The sequence below is a fragment of the Saprospiraceae bacterium genome, assembly GCA_016715965.1.
Taxonomy (GTDB): domain Bacteria; phylum Bacteroidota; class Bacteroidia; order Chitinophagales; family Saprospiraceae; genus Vicinibacter.
In genome coordinates this window covers 1,511,413-1,528,324 of the sequence record JADJXG010000001.1, presented here as the reverse complement: position 1 = coordinate 1,528,324, position 16,912 = coordinate 1,511,413, and the positions used below count along the sequence as shown (strand labels likewise).

13 protein-coding genes and 1 tRNA gene are annotated in these 16,912 nt (G+C 38.7%); 7 read left to right on the top strand and 7 right to left on the bottom strand.

The window, feature by feature from the left end:
* Positions 1 to 276: 276 nt before the first annotated feature.
* From IPM48_05690 to IPM48_05680, 3 genes are all read right to left on the bottom strand, one after another.
* Entirely contained in the window at positions 277 to 855 is a 579-nt protein-coding gene (locus IPM48_05690; protein MBK9271067.1) for a hypothetical protein, read from the bottom strand.
* A gap of 2 nt (positions 856 to 857) precedes the next feature.
* The gene (locus IPM48_05685) at positions 858 to 1,667 is read right to left on the bottom strand and encodes a hypothetical protein (GenBank protein ID MBK9271066.1); all 810 of its coding nucleotides are present in this window, start codon (positions 1,665 to 1,667) and stop codon (positions 858 to 860) included.
* A 362-nt stretch (positions 1,668 to 2,029) separates the two neighbouring features.
* Positions 2,030 to 2,102: transfer RNA gene (locus IPM48_05680), tRNA-Phe, on the bottom strand.
* Between the two features lie 286 nt (positions 2,103 to 2,388).
* On the opposite strand from IPM48_05680, the gene IPM48_05675 reads away from it, so the two are divergent.
* A complete protein-coding gene (locus IPM48_05675) occupies positions 2,389 to 3,195 on the top strand; it encodes a hypothetical protein (protein MBK9271065.1) in 807 nt (268 codons plus the stop codon).
* Between the two features lie 5 nt (positions 3,196 to 3,200).
* Positions 3,201 to 4,307: a VWA domain-containing protein gene (locus IPM48_05670; protein ID MBK9271064.1), complete on the top strand. Its 1,107-nt coding sequence runs from the start codon at positions 3,201 to 3,203 to the stop codon at positions 4,305 to 4,307.
* 27 nt (positions 4,308 to 4,334) lie between these two features.
* Here IPM48_05670 and IPM48_05665 read toward each other — a convergent pair whose 3' ends face one another.
* Positions 4,335 to 5,366, bottom strand: coding sequence for a helix-turn-helix transcriptional regulator (locus IPM48_05665; protein ID MBK9271063.1), 1,032 nt, complete (start codon positions 5,364 to 5,366; stop codon positions 4,335 to 4,337).
* 59 nt (positions 5,367 to 5,425) lie between these two features.
* Here IPM48_05665 and IPM48_05660 point away from each other — a divergent pair, with 59 nt between their 5' ends.
* The 4 genes from IPM48_05660 to IPM48_05645 are packed head-to-tail and all read left to right on the top strand — an operon-like array spanning position 5,426 to position 10,975.
* Entirely contained in the window at positions 5,426 to 8,320 is a 2,895-nt protein-coding gene (locus tag IPM48_05660; GenBank protein ID MBK9271062.1) for an FAD-binding oxidoreductase, read from the top strand.
* A 28-nt stretch (positions 8,321 to 8,348) separates the two neighbouring features.
* The gene (locus IPM48_05655; protein MBK9271061.1) at positions 8,349 to 9,602 is read left to right on the top strand and encodes a bifunctional folylpolyglutamate synthase/dihydrofolate synthase; all 1,254 of its coding nucleotides are present in this window, start codon (positions 8,349 to 8,351) and stop codon (positions 9,600 to 9,602) included.
* Entirely contained in the window at positions 9,595 to 10,173 is a 579-nt protein-coding gene (locus IPM48_05650; GenBank protein ID MBK9271060.1) for a UbiX family flavin prenyltransferase, read from the top strand. Before IPM48_05655 ends, IPM48_05650 begins: the two co-directional genes overlap by 8 nt.
* Before the next feature lie 58 nt (positions 10,174 to 10,231).
* Complete coding sequence (locus IPM48_05645; GenBank protein MBK9271059.1) at positions 10,232 to 10,975, top strand: OmpA family protein; 744 nt, start codon at positions 10,232 to 10,234, stop codon at positions 10,973 to 10,975.
* Between the two features lie 409 nt (positions 10,976 to 11,384).
* Here the strand turns inward: IPM48_05645 and IPM48_05640 are convergent, their stop codons facing one another.
* From IPM48_05640 to IPM48_05630, 3 genes are all read right to left on the bottom strand, one after another.
* Positions 11,385 to 12,716 carry an IS4 family transposase gene (locus tag IPM48_05640; GenBank protein MBK9271058.1) on the bottom strand — a complete coding sequence of 444 codons (1,332 nt, stop codon included), beginning with the start codon at positions 12,714 to 12,716 and terminating at the stop codon, positions 11,385 to 11,387.
* A gap of 1,083 nt (positions 12,717 to 13,799) precedes the next feature.
* Positions 13,800 to 14,648: an Omp28-related outer membrane protein gene (locus tag IPM48_05635; GenBank protein MBK9271057.1), complete on the bottom strand. Its 849-nt coding sequence runs from the start codon at positions 14,646 to 14,648 to the stop codon at positions 13,800 to 13,802.
* 18 nt (positions 14,649 to 14,666) lie between these two features.
* A complete protein-coding gene (locus tag IPM48_05630) occupies positions 14,667 to 16,292 on the bottom strand; it encodes a hypothetical protein (protein MBK9271056.1) in 1,626 nt (541 codons plus the stop codon).
* A 91-nt stretch (positions 16,293 to 16,383) separates the two neighbouring features.
* On the opposite strand from IPM48_05630, the gene IPM48_05625 reads away from it, so the two are divergent.
* Positions 16,384 to 16,872, top strand: coding sequence for a TlpA family protein disulfide reductase (locus IPM48_05625; protein ID MBK9271055.1), 489 nt, complete (start codon positions 16,384 to 16,386; stop codon positions 16,870 to 16,872).
* Positions 16,873 to 16,912 lie beyond the last annotated feature (40 nt).

The following is a 16,912-nucleotide window of genomic DNA, read 5'->3' as shown; positions in this document are numbered from 1 at the left end:
AAGGATGAGAATAGGAATGACCATTTGATTTTTTGCTAAAACATGGTTATAAACAAACGCATAATATCCAATACAGCCTACCACAAAGAAATTGTAAATGATGACATTAGAGCCAAATAAATAGTTTGATAAATTGGCAAGAAAAATTTCAAAAATTACAATATACCAAAGAAAGTAATTAAAATAGGCCGGATCGAACCTTGCTTTTCTGCCAAAGGAGAACAGCAAAGCAACGACAATGATTCCTTGGTATTAATAAACCAGCATGAAGAAACATTACTGATGATACATGTCATCCTGTGTCGCTAAAACACCAGGACAATTGGGAGGACATATATTTCCTACATTAAATATGGTTCTGATGGTATTACTACTTTGAGGGATTGATATAAGATCTGGAATGTTGATACTGTCATAGCACAATCGCACGATGGCAGTATGACCGGTAGGAAAGGATTCTTGATTTACTGAATTGTTTTTACCAAAGTATATTCTGTATTGAAATTTATTGGCATCTGGATAAGTCGATTGATAATAAAACTTAAGCAAGCTAATACTCGCATCGATTTCACTGTATGGGAGCAAAACCGATCTTTCAATGGTGTTTGCATTTTCAATACTGTATTTATTCTTCATGGCAATTATATAATTATTTACCAGGCCTTTTGCATAACTCAAGTCAACAGGAGATTCCAATTTCATATCTACCAAATTTTCCATTTTTCTTTTCAAAAGTATGGCTTCCAATTTCTCAGTTGAAATCGAATCCAGACTTTCAGCAAAATTTGCAGAATCGGTGGTGGGCTTGAAAGACAAAATAATTGTCATTAAAAGGACTAAAATGAAACTTTTCATAATTATTGTTTTTTATTCAGTTTAAAACTTAATGCGTCACCCTGCACCAGGGCTCCAAAAAGGTACAGTCCGCGGTTTGGAAAACCATCCACCTTAGAAGCGAAAATAATACTTGGGTGAAAGAAAAGACTAAATTTATTAAAAGTAAATACCACATTCGCCTCCAATCCAAAAAAATTGGTCCGATCCATGCCGAAATTTGTTTTCAATACATCCCTTTGATCCAGGATGTTATTGCTCAAACCACGCAAGCAGGCTCCTAATTCCAACCGCATATCAAAGAAATTTTCACCATCCAATTCGTACTGGTCAAAAGGTTTATAGATATAATTTAACCTTACTGAATAAGGACTGGCTTCATATTCTGTCCCATTTATTTCCCAAAGATCATTTCCGATTGAAAAATTCAATTGAAAATATTTTTTGTCTTTCCATTTTCGGATAAAATTGGCAGAAAAAGCCTGTCCGCCGAGATCCGGGACAAGGATCGAATAGAAGTATTGCCTGGCAGTCGCGATGCCATTGGTATTGATCTTATTTAAAGTGTAGCCAATGGTAAAATTGAATTTATCCGATTTATGAAAATTGATGATGGCAGATCCATTGATTTTATCAAGTTCCTCTTGTTTTATTGCACCTGTTTCCCTGAACCCGCCAAAAAAGCTGAGGTTCATCTCCCAAACATCCGTTGGGCTTTCAGATAATGATTCTGTGGCTTTTCTTGATTCATCAATCAATGGAACAAAATACTGCGAATTGACAACATTTGTGAACGCCATCAGGCCAACTACAATTTGGAAGATTGTTTTCATGATTTTTTACACAAACATCCGGCGCTCCTGGCAGGCCCGCAATATAACTTTAGTTAGGGGAGAAACTTATAAATTTGAATATAAAGGACCGTGATAAAATACCTGTGTCAAATATTATCTCAAATCATATTCATAAAATCAGAATACACTATCCTCTTTTCTTAAGAGTAATAAATTTGTGTGCATTTTCTGAAAGAGTCCCCAGTGAAGAATACAATTCATACTATTGAAAGTAATTATTCCTTAAAAAAACAATTCACTCAGGGAGTTCTCTTCAGCACTTAAGCATAAGCCATACAATCAATTACAAAATTATACAATAAAAAAACCCTTGCAAATTTTCAAATTGCAAGGGCTAGCGGTGGTACCTCCAGGAATCGAACCAGGGACACACGGATTTTCAGTCCGTTGCTCTACCATCTGAGCTAAGGTACCCTTTGGTATCCCCAAATTATGAATTGGGGCTGCAAATATAGGTCTTTATTCATTTTGACAAATGATTTTTAACAAAAATCGATGCTATCTTCCGCTCAAAGTATTAATTCCTTGGTTTTCTGTTTTTTAAATATTATTTTAAGGCCTAAATCTCAGATTGAACGGCACTGCAAGCGGGAATGAATTACTTTTGTTCGCATTTTTCGACCTACCATGAAAGACATTATGCCGATCTCCCAACAAGTCTTATTCTTCCAATGTTTGCAACATCATAAACCCTCGCGAAATGCCGTATAGATATTTTCTAATACCAATTTTACTCATAACGGGAATCTACTTTTGGTATGGCTTTACCCGGGAAAGTCTAAATGCAACTGTCATTTTGATGCTGGTGATATTGGCAGTGGGAGTGTTTATTTTTAAGCATCAGATCAATGACTATTTCTATCAAGTCAAAACACCAGACTTGTCTGAACGAGAAAAATTGTTTTTATCTTCCAGATATTCTTTTATTCTGAACATGGCATCAGAGGAGAAAAACAAATTTTTCATTGAACTTTCCCGAGCTTGTCTGGTACATGAGTTTATTCCAATGAATCTCGCCAAATTCTATGAAGAACTAAAATGGATGGTCTTGGTGCCTGCTGTAAAGCTCGGTGTATTTAAGGATCCGAAAATCTGGAAAAGGTATCAGCGCACAGTTGTTTATCAACATCCATTTATTTCTCCAAATATCGGACAAGTCCATGTGTGTGAACACGACCGCGAAGATGGAGTGCTCATTTTTTCTGAAGAGCAATTGAATGCCTCATTTTGGGAGCCTGACAAGTATTTCAATCCGGCCTGGTATGAATGGTGTTTGATCATTACAGAAGAAAAAAACCCGGCATTGCCATTGCTCTCAGAACAAGAATTGATAGAATTTTGTCCAAACATTTTTAAACAAACTCAAGAAGCAATCCTCAACTGGTTGGGTCTTCAGCGGCTGTCCACAAAAGCGTTGGTCCTGATGGCTTGTGTGTTTTATGAAGATGAAATGAAAAAGCGGTATCAGTCTCATTTGGAAGCATACGAATTATCTTACCAGTCTTAGCATCAATGAACGAAGAAGTTCTAAATCCTGAAAACCGTTGGGAATTGGTATTGGGCACGCACAATGCCAAGGATCCGGATATTCAGTTGACTGCGGAAGAGAAAAAATTGGAAGATCTTTTAAAAACATTGTATGGTGCGGGTGGAGAATCCGGCAGTCTGACCAAAAGTCCTCAGAAAATCAGAAAATGGCTGGATGGAATTCGCCAACAATTTCAACCTGATATGATCCGGTTGTTGCAACAGGATGCGCTGGAAAGACAGAACGCTCATCAGATGTTGCTTGAGCCCGAATTGCTGGATCGCATTGTACCGGACATCCAAATGGTGGCTACCATCATAGCTCTCCGGGAGATACTACCCGACCGAGCATTGCACAGTGCAAAAAATCTGGTGCAAAAATTGGTGCAGCAAACAGAAAAGAAACTAAAGCCAAAATTCAGCGCAGCCATTAGGTCTTCGATGATTGGAAGATCGAGAAAAATACATCCTTCCAAAGCACAAATTGATTGGTCAAAAACCATTGGCAGAAATTTAAAACACTACATCCCGGATATACAATCAGTGATTCCGGTGGATTGGTATGGAAAGAAGCGTGGAACTCGTTTGACAGAGATTGTTTTGCTGGTGGATAAAAGCGAGTCAATGATTCAATCTGCGATCTATTGTTCCATCATTGGCGCTGTATTGGCTTCCCTACCTTCCATCAAAACCCATCTCATCTTTTTTGATACAGCGATCACTGATATGACGGACCTTTACAATGACCCCGTAGAAATATTGTTTAGCGTTCCCATGGGTGGAGGTACGGATATACGATTGGGTCTGGAATATGTGCGCCAAAAAATGAGAAATTTATCCAGGACCATCCTGTTTGTAATCAGCGACCTTGATGAAGGAGGTCCTGTCAAAGAAATGATTCAAAGTTTCCAGTTTCTTTTACAATCAAACTGCAATATTCAGTGTATTGTATCCATGGATGATGAAGGCAAACCAATTTTTAATGAAACAAATGGACAAAAACTGGCCAACCTTGGCATTCCTGTGTTTGCCTGCGCCCCTGAGCTCTTTCCGGATGTATTGGCCCAGGCCATCGAAGATATGGCTCTCTGACAAATACCAAGAAAGCTTAAAATGTATTTATTCTGGTCTATCCTGATGGAACTCAATCCAATTTTCAGTTTGTTTTCTTGACCTCTCAATTTTTTCTGAAATTTTCAGAAAAAACTGATTTTTATCTCTCGTATTTCCACCCGTGATGTGGATGGAATTGCTGATGATCCTGTGGAGCCATTTTTCGGTATAATCACAGAGGCGCGGATTGAAAGAATTCAAAAAATTGGGATTGTCAAAGGTGGTATAAACCGTGCGGATGGAATTGCTTTTGACATAAATCAGGTTACCGGTGAATGCAATTTCGTTGTTGAACAAACTCAAACTTCCTTGATTTTTGAGTTGTTTTCCAAAAGGTCTTTTTGTTTCCAATTCACAACATTCCTGAAGTTTTTCAACCAGTGCCAATAATTCATCGTGCAGCCTAAGTGCATCTTCAGCATGGTGCATCAGACCAGATTCGAGAAAGTATCGAATCTGATTAAGCGTGTTGTCAAATACAGTCACATTCCAAACCTCGATGCTGTTTAAGCCCATATAGATGTCCGATATACTTTTTAAAATATTCAAATAATCCTGATTAAATTCATATTCTTTCAAATCAAAACTGGTCATTTTGAATTTTTCATCCCGCCAGTTGATGTTGTAGAATACATGGAACTTAAATGCAGCGAGTTTGGGTGAGGTGTAATAATAAAATATTGGAATTTCTCTACTGGTGTAGTAGATGGTTGGTTGAATCATCTGGACCCTTTTGATATTGTACTCTATGGGAATCAAATAATCCATGACATTTTTGACCTCTCCGTTGAGCGCTGGAAAATCAAAATAAATTCTATCCTGTTGCAATCCCAGCAAATCATCCAAGCTGAGCTGATAGTGTTTACCCAATTTGGCAATGTCGTCCGGACTAAGTGATGATTCACCTTTAATCTTTTTGTACACCGAAGACTTTTGCAAATGCAATAATTCAGCTATATCATCGACAAAATCTTTTTTACCTGCGTAATGGGTATTTTCAATAAAACTAAAAATATTGGCAGTAAGCGTATCAGACATAAAAATAGGATTAAACCGGGCACAATATACATCAATTTTTGGTTTAATTTTGCCCCATTATGTTGAGAGCTTCATCTGATGTGGACTTTGAATACCTTAAAAAAGAAATAGACGGAGATCTACATTGGGATCCATTGTACCGGGGTATGTACTCCACAGACGCCAGTAATTATCAGATTAAGCCGGCTGCAGTACTTTATCCCCGCAGTGAAAAGGATGTTGTTAGATTGGTGGAATTCTCCAAGTTCCATCGCATTCCATTGCTTGCAAGAGGTGGAGGGACCAGCCTGGTGGGCCAGACTGTTGGTCAAGCGATTGTACTTGACTTTACAAAATACCTGAACCAGATATTGGAATTGAATGTAGAGGAACGATGGGCTTGGGTTCAACCTGGCTTGGTGAGAGACGAACTCAACGCAACCATCAAAAAACATGGACTCCATTTTGCGCCTGACCCTGCTACCACCAGTCGCGCTACCATTGGCGGCATGATAGCAAACAATTCTTCAGGCACCAGATCCATTATGTACGGGAAGACCATCGATCACGTATTGGAACTGAACATTCTCCTCGCTGATGGAAGAATCATCCATTGCAAAAAACTAACACAAGAGCAATTGGAAAAGAAACTTTCATCGGAGGAAGTCGATTCTGAATTGTATAAAGGGCTTTTTCAACTGATCTCTGAAAACAAAAATGAAATCATTGAAATTTTTCCAAAGGTCATGCGTAGAGTTGGTGGATATAATTTGGATGAATTTATGGATCCAGACTGGAATTTGTCAAAAATATTTGTCGGTAGCGAAGGCACACTGGGCATCATTTTATCTGCCAAAATTAATCTGGTGCCCAATCCAAAATCCCAGTCAGTGTGTGTCGTCCATTTTGATTCCTTTTATGACTCCATCGCGCATATTGCAGAAATCAATTTTTTTAAACCAGCAGCGGTCGAACTCCTGGATGAATTGCTGATGCAGAAGAGCAAAGAAAATTTGGAGACAAAAAAGTACTGTGGATTTATTCAAGGTCACCCCAAAGCTGCTCTCGTTGTAGAATTCTATGGTGAAAATGCTGAAGAAGCAAAATCAAAAGCAGATAAAATGGCTTCTGCTTTGCAGGCCAGGAAAATTGGATATACCCATCCCGTATTTATTGATCCGGTCAAAATAGAAGAAATATTTACCGTCCGGAAAAAAGGCCTTGGATTACTGATGGGTGTCAAAGGCAACAGGAAGCCTATTGCATTTATTGAAGATGCCGCGGTACCGGTAGAGCATTTGGCAGATTATATCACGGAAGTATTTGAAGTTTGTAAGCAGGAGCAAACACCGGTGGTGGCTTATGCACATGCCAGCGTTGGTTTGTTGCATGTCAAGCCACTTTTAGATCTTAGAGATGATGCGGATATTCAGCGCATGAAAAACATTTCCCTCAAAACCCTCGCGCTTGTAAAAAAATACAAAGGCTCGTGGAGTGGAGAGCACGGTGATGGACTGGCGAGAGGTCCGTACAACGAACTTTTTTTTGGGTCGCAATTGTATCAGGTTTTTAAACAAGTTAAAAATTTGTTTGATCCGGACCATCTGATGAATCCAGGTAAAATTGTGGACTCTCCTCCGGTCGATCAGAATTTGCGATACGGAAGCCATTACAGCGATCAGACTTTTTCATCCATGTACCATTACAGAGACGAGGGCAGTTTTCATGAAGCAGTTCATTTGTGCAATGGTGTCGGAGAATGTCGCAAAACTTCCGGTGGAACCATGTGCCCCAGTTTCAGAGCAACGCTCGATGAGAAAGAAAGTACCAGGGCAAGGGCCAACGCGCTCCGATTGGCTTTAAGCGGACAACTCGATCTAAAAGGAATGGATTCCGAAAGACTCTCTGAAGTCATGGATTTGTGCTTGTCCTGCAAGGCTTGCAAATCGGAATGTCCGAGCAATGTGGACATGTCTAAATTAAAATCAGAAATTCAATTTTACCAAAAATCAAAGAGCGGATATTCAACAACAGATTTGCTGGTCAAACATCAGGCATTGCTTTCTTCACTGGCATCCGGATCTTTGGCTCATCTTTCGAACGCATTGATTTCCTCCAAGCCATTTAGGCTTCTGCTTGAGTCAATCACTGGCTTAGACAGAAGACGCATTCTTCCATTGTTTACAATAAATCCATTTCACAAAAGTAAAATAGCCAGCAGATTCAATAATATTCCACGACCCGATGTTATTTTTTTTGCCGATTGTTATACCAAATTTCACGATCCGGACATCGGACATGGTGCCATCAAATTGTTGGAGAAATGTGGATATCAAGTGAGGATAGAATCAACTGGATGTTGTCAAAGACCCGCTCTGTCCCGGGGTTTATTAAAAGAGGCGAAAGAAAGAGGCGAAAGAGTGTTTCAATCACTTGATCCTTTTTTGAAGGAGGGAATTCCCGTACTTCTTGCAGAACCGAGTTGTGCCAGCGCTTTCAAAGATGATCTGCACGACCTGATGGACGATTACAAATGGGAGGGTTACCGGAATCAGTTTTTGGCATTGGAAGAATTTTTAATGCAGGAAAAGGAGACAGGAAAATTAAAAAATCAGATCAGGCTCAAAGAGGGTCGGTATCTGTTTCACGGACATTGTCATCAGAAAGCATTGCTTGATCAAAGTGCTTTGGAAAAATTACTGGTTCCTGGCGATGCGGTTCAGTTGGAAAAAATTAACTCGGGTTGCTGCGGTATGGCAGGAATGTTTGGCTATGAAAAAAAGCATTATGAAATTTCCCGGAAAATAGGCGAAATGTCTCTATTAGAAAACATCAGAGAAAGCAATCAAAGTCAGAATCTCATTGCACAGGGTTTTAGCTGTAGACACCAGATTGAGCACTTCACCAACAGAAAAGCAAAACACTGGGTGGAGTATTTGGATTGGAATGCAGATACAATGTCTCAGCCGGTTTGAGTTTAAGCAAGATAATTAAAACAAATTTGTGAATTATAAAGAGACTTTAAAATACATGTTGGATCATCTACCAATGTTCCAGCGCGATGGCAAGAGCGCCTTTAAAAAAGACCTTCACAACATAAAAGCGCTTTGTCAACAACTTGGAAATCCCGAAAGAAGTCTTCGATGCATCCACATTGCGGGCACCAATGGCAAAGGTTCAGTCTCGCATCTTATCGCTGCCATGTTGCAAACGCATGGTTTTAAAACAGGATTGTATACTTCACCTCATTACAAAGATTTCAGAGAAAGAATTAAAATCAACGGAGCTTACATTCCAAAGAAAAGGGTAACGCGCTTTGTCAAACTCAACAGATCATTGTTTGATCAAATACAACCTTCATTTTTTGAGATGAGTTTTGCAATGGCATTGGATTATTTCAAAGAAGAGCAGGTAGATTATGCGGTCATCGAAACGGGGCTAGGCGGCAGATTGGATTCTACCAACATCATCAAACCATTGCTCAGTGTCATCACCAACATCTCATGGGATCACACCGATTTGTTGGGAGACAGTCTTGAAAAAATAGCAGAAGAAAAAGCCGGAATTATAAAATCTGGTGTGCCCGTACTCATTGGGCGAAGACAAGCTGAGACCCAGACTGTCTTTGATCAACACAGCAGAGCAAAGAAAAGTCCGCTCTCGTATGCCGGCGATGTAGATCTTACCGAATTGGGGCTCCGCAAAAATGGAAGTCTTGCATTCAGTGCATCGCTATCTGGTCCTTACCAAACTGAAAATATTCTCACGGCTATGGCCTCCTTTTGTCTTTTTTGTCAGGAAGCCAAAATTAAAATTTCGGCTGAAAATGTAAAGCTGGCATTACAAAATACTCAGACTCTTACGAGGATGATGGGGCGCTGGCATTTTGTAAAAGCTGAATATGACCTATTAATGGATTCAGCCCACAACGAAGATGGAATACGTCATTTTGCGAATTGGCTTGAGCAACAGTCTTATTCGAAGGTTCACATCGTGTGTGGCTTTGTCAAAGACAAATCAATAGATACCCTTTTGAATTTACTGCCAAAAACTGCCATTTATTATTTCACCCAGGCTTCTATCCCAAGAGCGCTGGATGCAAAGGCATTAAAAAAGCAGGGAAAATCAAATGGACTTATCGGAAAATCTTTTAAAAAAGTAAGAAATGCTTTAGCCAGCGCGAAGAGGTTGGCAAAAACTTCTGAACTGGTGGTGGTGATTGGCAGCATTTTTGTAGTAGGAGAAGTCATTGAGTGAATTAAAAAAAATAAAAATTGCCATTGGCATTTCTGGATCATCCGGCGCGAGGTATGCCAAATTACTGATCGAATCCCTTGGTCAAATGCCAGAGGTGCATATTGGGTTGATATTCAGTGAAAATGCCAAACTCAACTGGGCATTGGAAAATCCCGGAATTCCATGGGATCAATACCCTTATACTTATTTTGATACCAAAGATTTCACAGCACCGATCGCTTCCGGTTCGGCGGCTTGGGACATTGCAATAATATGCCCTTGTTCTGCGGGCTTTTTGGCCAAGGTGGCCCATGGCATGGCAGATGATCTGATGAGTAGGGCGGCCCAGGTGATGCTCAAAGAGCGCAAAAAGCTGATCCTTGTTTTTCGCGAAACACCGCTTAGTCTGATTCACATTGAAAATATGAAAATGGTTACTCTGTCCGGAGGTATCATTTGTCCAGCCATACCTTCATTTTATTCCAATCCGAAGTCATCGGATGAAATTTTGGCCACTGTCACCAATCGCGTGATTGATCTTTGTGGGCTCGATAGCAAATCTTATCGCTGGGGAATGAGTTTTGGAACATAAATTGTATTATATTTGCGGCTAAAATAGTCAAATTATTAAAAAATCAATATTTAAAAAGATGAAAACCAAATTATTTGTTTTTTCAATCGCTTTGATTTTGGGTACTGGTTCCTGTGTGTCCTCCAAAAAATACAAAGCCTTACAATCCGAAAATGAGAATCTCCAAAAAATGTTGGACTCTCACAAATCCAAATTGTCTGACTGCGAGACTGCAAAAATGGACCTCGACAAACAAGTCTCTAAATTAAATTCTGATTTAAGCGCCGCCAATGGTGAAATGAACAAATACAAGTCTCAGGTAGGAGATCTTGAAAAAATGAACAAAGCCAAAGACGACGAAATTCAAAGAATCAAAGGAGAAATCCGCAAAGCATTTTCTGGTTTGGATGGTACCGATCTTCAAGTGAGAGAAGTAGGTGACAAATTGTATGTCTCTCTTCCCAACAGAGTACTTTATTCCAAAGGATCTACCAACCTCAACTCCAATGGACAAAAAATGGTAAAAAACTTAGCAGAGATCTTTAAGAAAAGTCCTGCAGTTCATGTCGTGGTGGAAGGCCATGCGGATAAATCCGGTGTAAAATCAGATGCTCCATACAAAGACAATTTAGAATTGTCCACCATCAGAGCCACAAAAGTGGTTCGGTTTATGCTGAATGAAAAAGTAAACGCTGAACAATTGACTGCAGCCGGTCGTTCCGATTTCGAACCAACTGGTCAGGGTATGAACATGGACAGAAGAATTGAGTTTATCATTTCTCCGGATGTGGCTAAACTCTACGAACTCTCCAAAAAGAAATAGTAGCAGGTAAAATACTGAATCAAAGAAAAGCCTCTGAGTATTCAGGGGCTTTTTTATTTTAACAACAACCTCTCATTAACATTGAAATTCCCAATCTATATAATGAGAATAAATAAAAGAGGATTTACTTTATAAGCATTATACTGCTTAAATAAATTTGAAATAATTTTTATGACACACTTGGCCAAAATAATTTTAATTTGAAAATATGGCTACTGATTTACAAGTGTATACAAATTTTGTAACGATATTTTAAAATTGAACCCCATAACAACTATTGTAATTTAAAAAATATTTTATGTTTTTCATATTATATGCATGTTACTTTCTTTTGGTCGTCAAAAGACGACTGAACGATCTGCGAAGCAGTTTTGAGCAGCTTGTCCCGCCATAGCGCATACGCGTCAACTTAGAGGGCCAGTTTATTAAAATAGTTTATACGGTCATTTCGTTTTTCATATTTGCAATTTTCCACTAATTTTTTGATGTTTATTATTGGATTGGAAAGCAGATCAATGATTTCTTTTTTGAAATAGTCTATAAATTTAAATAGACTAATTTGGTTCACATTTCCAAGATTATTATTATACAATATTGCCACTTGGTACATTCTATGTTGTATTACGATATTTATTAAAGAAAGTACTATAATTGAATCTACTCTATCCTTTGATAACTTATTATATGTTGGTATTACTTTCTGCAAATTATTGTAACTCTTCCAGCTTTTAAATATAGTTTCTATTCTCCATCTTAATGAATATAGAATGAAAGCTTGGTCAATTGAAATATCGTTACTTTCTGTATTTGTGATTAAAATTGAAAAGTTTAAATATTTATAGTAATCATCACTATGATTTATTTTATTATTTCGATCCTTGCTGGCTTTTCGTTTTCTTTCACTAGCTATAATGGGATGTACTCTATTTATTAATAATCGCACTCTAACTTTATCATCTTTTCCAAGGAATATCCATTTTTCAATTTTGGATTTTCCCTTCATTAGTTTAAAAATATCAATCCGCTTGCCTGTTTTTTCATCAAGCATAACAACTCCATATTTTACTTTACTTATAATGGAAACACCTTTATTTATTAACTTTTTGAAACATAATAGATTAAAATATCCCATGTCTCTTATTACAAGATCATTGTGTTTTGCAATAGAAAGTATGTCATTTGTACATGATTGGTCATTGACTCTAAATGATGTTATTTTAAAGTATTTAAATAAGTTATTTTTTAGTTCGTAAATTGTCTGAATTTTTAACTGAGATGTTAATGCCCCTTTAACTATTGTGCCTGGATAACACCAGCTCAAGCTTGCTGGTAATTTGAATGTTGTACTATCCTGTATATATACATTTCTAAATTTCGAAAGTGTTCCTTTTATAATTTTACTGTCTTGTTTCGCTTTTGAAATAATATTAATCATTAGCTGATGAAGTACTCTTAAACAGTATTCTACAAATGCTTGGTTTACTTTTTTATGCAATGCTTGTTTTGATACCAAACTCCCACTAAGCAAATTTATATGGTAAGCCCAATTTGAAAAGCTGATATTTCCTTGAGCAATCATTTGGATAAATCCAATAACCAGGTATTTAGGATTCAACTTTTTACTTTTTCGACAATAAAAGCCAGTCGCCTTTGCCAATTTTAAAAATGGTATCTTTTTAAAAATTTTGGAAGGAGTTTCACAATTTTTATGTTTCTTTGACTTGGAGCTTGCGGAACACATAATTTAGCAGTTTTATGGTAAATTCCAAGAGCTCCTATTTTTTAGGACCTTGCAAATATATAAAAATTTTATATTATATTGTAATACAAGTAATTACAATATTTTTTCGAATAATTATTATTAATTAAGTTGACGCGTATGCGCCATAGCGGGAACAGCTCAAAAAGTGAAGGAGCCCCCACCAATAAATTGGGGGCAAGGCGCTAGGGATAAAACAAAGATAGTTCGCTGTTTCAATTATCCGCTTTCGCGGTTCACTTCGCCATCGCACTGTCGTACGATGGTATCCTGCCTGGCAGGATACTTCGCTACGATCTCCTCGCTCACCCAACTGCAGCTCTTTCGCTATGCTAAAAAAACTCGCCTCTACCTCTCCTACTGGGCTCCACAATCTTCGCTTCGCAAACTCCGTCATTGTGGGTAGCTCCTCCGTTGGGCTCAGACAGTTTTTAGCATGACCGCGAAATTCACTGGTTGGGTACCCGAGCTACGGAGCCCTAGGCCGCATTGAAATGCATGAAAACCATCATTATTCCTGATATTTCAACCTAAATATTGATTAATATTAAGAGCCTTTTCGTCAGCGGCCCAAGAAGGACAGATTTTGGACATAGCGCCTTATATTGTCGCTCTTTTAACTGAAACTAATATGATGCACCCATCAAACAAACTATCATAGTGAAATTAAATTATGGAGCGGCAATATACAGCGCCCAAAATCTGTCCCAACAGATACCCTTGCAAAATGAACCAAATAAAGATCAATAGAACCAAGAAAGATGCCGCCTTAGAAAAGGCTGCGTTTTTTGGTACTCCGCTTTCGCGGCTCCTTCACTTAGAGTGCTGTCGCACTCCACCAAGCTTTTAGCTTGGATCGTTCAGTCGTGCGCGACAAAAAGTGGGAATGTTGATTTGTAAAAATTATTTTGGACAGGTGTGTTTTTATGATGTATCTAAATCAATATATGGTAAGATCCAGAATAATTTTCATGGAAATAATTACAAACAATAGACAATAATTCAAAAGAATAAAATTGAATTTTAAAAAACAATAGGTTTAATCAAGAATGCTTCGTCCCATTTTTACTTCTTCACTATCTTTCCTTCCGCAGCCTGGAGCACATATTTCTCAGAAGAATCAAATGAGATAAATCCAACTGCTGTGCAATGTTCAGCCACCCATAAGATGTTTTCATCAGGGAGGGTGTAATCAAATACTTTGATCGCAGATTCCCCCTTGGATAATTTGTCGGCCATCTTATCACCTCCCACCTGGCTCAACAATTTTCTGAGCACGTGTTCGTGTTTATAATTGGGAATTTTGCCGGTCAGATCAAGCTGTGTGACAAAAATCTCTGATTCGGTGATCATTGCATGGGCATATAGTGCCTTGTCTATATTTTCCACAGCAGTTGCCGTCAAAGTGACCTGAAGTTTGCGACTGCTTGAATCAAATGTAATGTTGATTTTCAAATCAGCCAAATGACTTTGCTTGAGTTCCTCTTCCACAAAGGTGATCCAGGTGTCGGGTCTATTGACGCGGATATTGGTTTTGTTGGGAAATTTTTTACGGTTAAAAGCAGCTTCCGGTTTTCCAAACCAGGTTCCCAGAAAAGTCTCTATGTCCTGAGCGTCCTTTGTCCTTAAATCAGGTTCGCCTGCCACGGCAGGATTGCCCAGAAAATTGGAATGCACTCCTACCACCACCACATTGTTGGGGTATTTGTCGATGATACTGACGAGCTCTGCATTTCCAGCCGGACAGTTTGTGCAGGATGCTCCTGTAAATTCTTCAACTAGGATCACCTTACTCGACGCGATGCCACCTTGGTTCGGTATCAATACCATTTGCTCCCAATCTGAACAGGATAAAAACAATCCCAGAAGACTCAACAAAAGAAAGAAGGAATATTTATTTCGCACAATTGTCATGGCTAAATAATTTATAAGTTAAAAAGTCGATGTTATGGAAGCCCTGAAACCACTAAAAGCAGGCTCGAGACGACATATTCCACCAGAGCAAACAATACCCTGTATCTGTTTAACGTATCTCAATCCAAGTCTGTTGTTGCCAAAATTGTAAACCACGCCGGCCGTTGGGTAAAATATTTTCTTTCCATCTTTTGGATGAAAGGTATTGTACATTCCCGACAACTCAAACAACCAATGAGGACTTACTCCCAATTCTGCCAAACCATAAATCCAGGAACCTATATCTGATTTGTTGTGCATGTATTGAGTCTCAAACCTCAGACTGGTTCTTTCATTAAAATAATACAGCAATTCTGCATAAGGTGTAAAGGTCTTCACTTCGGGTTCTGCGGCCTTTCCAAAATACAAGTTGACATCAACTTCCTGTCTTTGCAAACCAATGGATGCCTGCCAGATGTCGTTTGCTTTGTACACTACCTCACCATTGTATTCTCTGTAAAATTTGTTTTCAAATTTTAAATCCCTGATATCAGAATAATTGAAAGAAAAATTCCAATGTTCGCCCAATCCGTATTTGATGTCAAACTGATAAGCCATTTCGTTTAGAAACTGGGTAGCCGGAAAATAATATGAAGTGAGGCGGAAGGTATTGATTCTCGCCATGGGTGGGATGTAAGAGATCAAACCTCTGTTGAGGGCCAACTGGTGTTCTGCTCTAAAATCAAAACCGTCCGTTCTCTTAGCTTCCAGGGTCACTCCGAGATTGTGGGCTGCATAGCCAATGCTGGTATAGAAAACAGAACCGGATGTTTCACGGTATTTTCCAATGCTGGTCTCGCCTTTGGGCAGAGAACGTATGGCAAGTGGATCATAAATGACATCCTTGGGCTTGAATGCTGCTTCTGCATACCAACTGATGGGTCCGGCATTCAAGGTGTTGTAAAAGGTGAATGCATTGGTATTAAAAGTTGGTTTAAATTGATCCACCGGAAGATACCCACCGGAAATATTGGCCAGATCGGCCACAATTTCATCTCCGTAGGTCCTGTTGACAAATCCTATCCCGGGAACGATGGACCATTTGGCAGTGTCGCTGGGAGAATAAAAACCATTCAACATGGCCCCTTTAACAATGGAGTTATAGACCGTGAAAAGATTTCGCTGTTTTCCGGTAAATACCTTCGCACTCCAGTTGGGATTCATGGTGTATTTAACAGAAGCTCCCAGCAATCCGTTGTCCAGCAATTGCGCCCTCTCTTCAAATGCGCGATAGATGATCCCTGATCCGATTTGATCATACAGATACCCCACGGTTATATCCAATTTGTCTATTTCCTTGTTGATAAACCATCTTCCAATGCCTTGATCCGTATAAGAGCTCAGTGGATTGAGCAAATTGGAATTGTTAAACAGGTCAAACCGGATTCCGGCATTAAAGCCTGCGTAGGAGGCATTCAGATCAAGCCATGCTTCCGCTCCAAACAATTGGTAGTCATATTGCGGTATTCCGGCAGCTCCGATCAGACTGTCCCGTAAAAAAACGTTTGCGTTGGACTGAAATCCACCAAAAACCAGGAGCGATTCCTGGGCCTGAACCGATGAGGTGCAAAGACTTAATATACTGAAAACTAAAATTTTAGACAATTGGTTAATCATTCGTTAAATCGCGTTTGACGGCCCAAATTAGTGTAATTTTTAGACCAACTTTACGTCTAATTAATCAAATTTAATTTCAATGACTTTATTAAGATTTGCTGTTATCTGTATCACCTTGGGAATGTTTGCCTTTACTCCTTCAGTCAAAAAGTTTCCAGCCCTTACTCTTAAAACTTTGGATGGTAAATCCTATGACGTCAACAAGAATTTTTCGAAAAACAAACTCACTGTGATTAGTTTTTGGGCGACCTGGTGTTCTCCCTGCAAAAAAGAATTGGATGCCATGAAAACGATCTACAAAGGATGGCAAGACATTGGTATAGAGGTAGTGGCTATTACCATTGACGATATTCAACAACTCAATAAGGTAAAACCCATGGTAGAACAAAAGAAATGGAGTTATACCATCTTATCTGATGTCAATCGAGAAAGCTTGAAAAAATTGGGATTTCAATCGGTACCACAAACTTTCGTGGTAGATAAGGAAGGCAATATTGTGTATTCTCATTCTGGCTATACCCCGGGTGATGAAAAAAATTTAGATAAGAAACTGAGGGAAATGCTTTAAGATTTTTAAAATCTGTCTTTTCCTGATTGTTTTCCTTTCG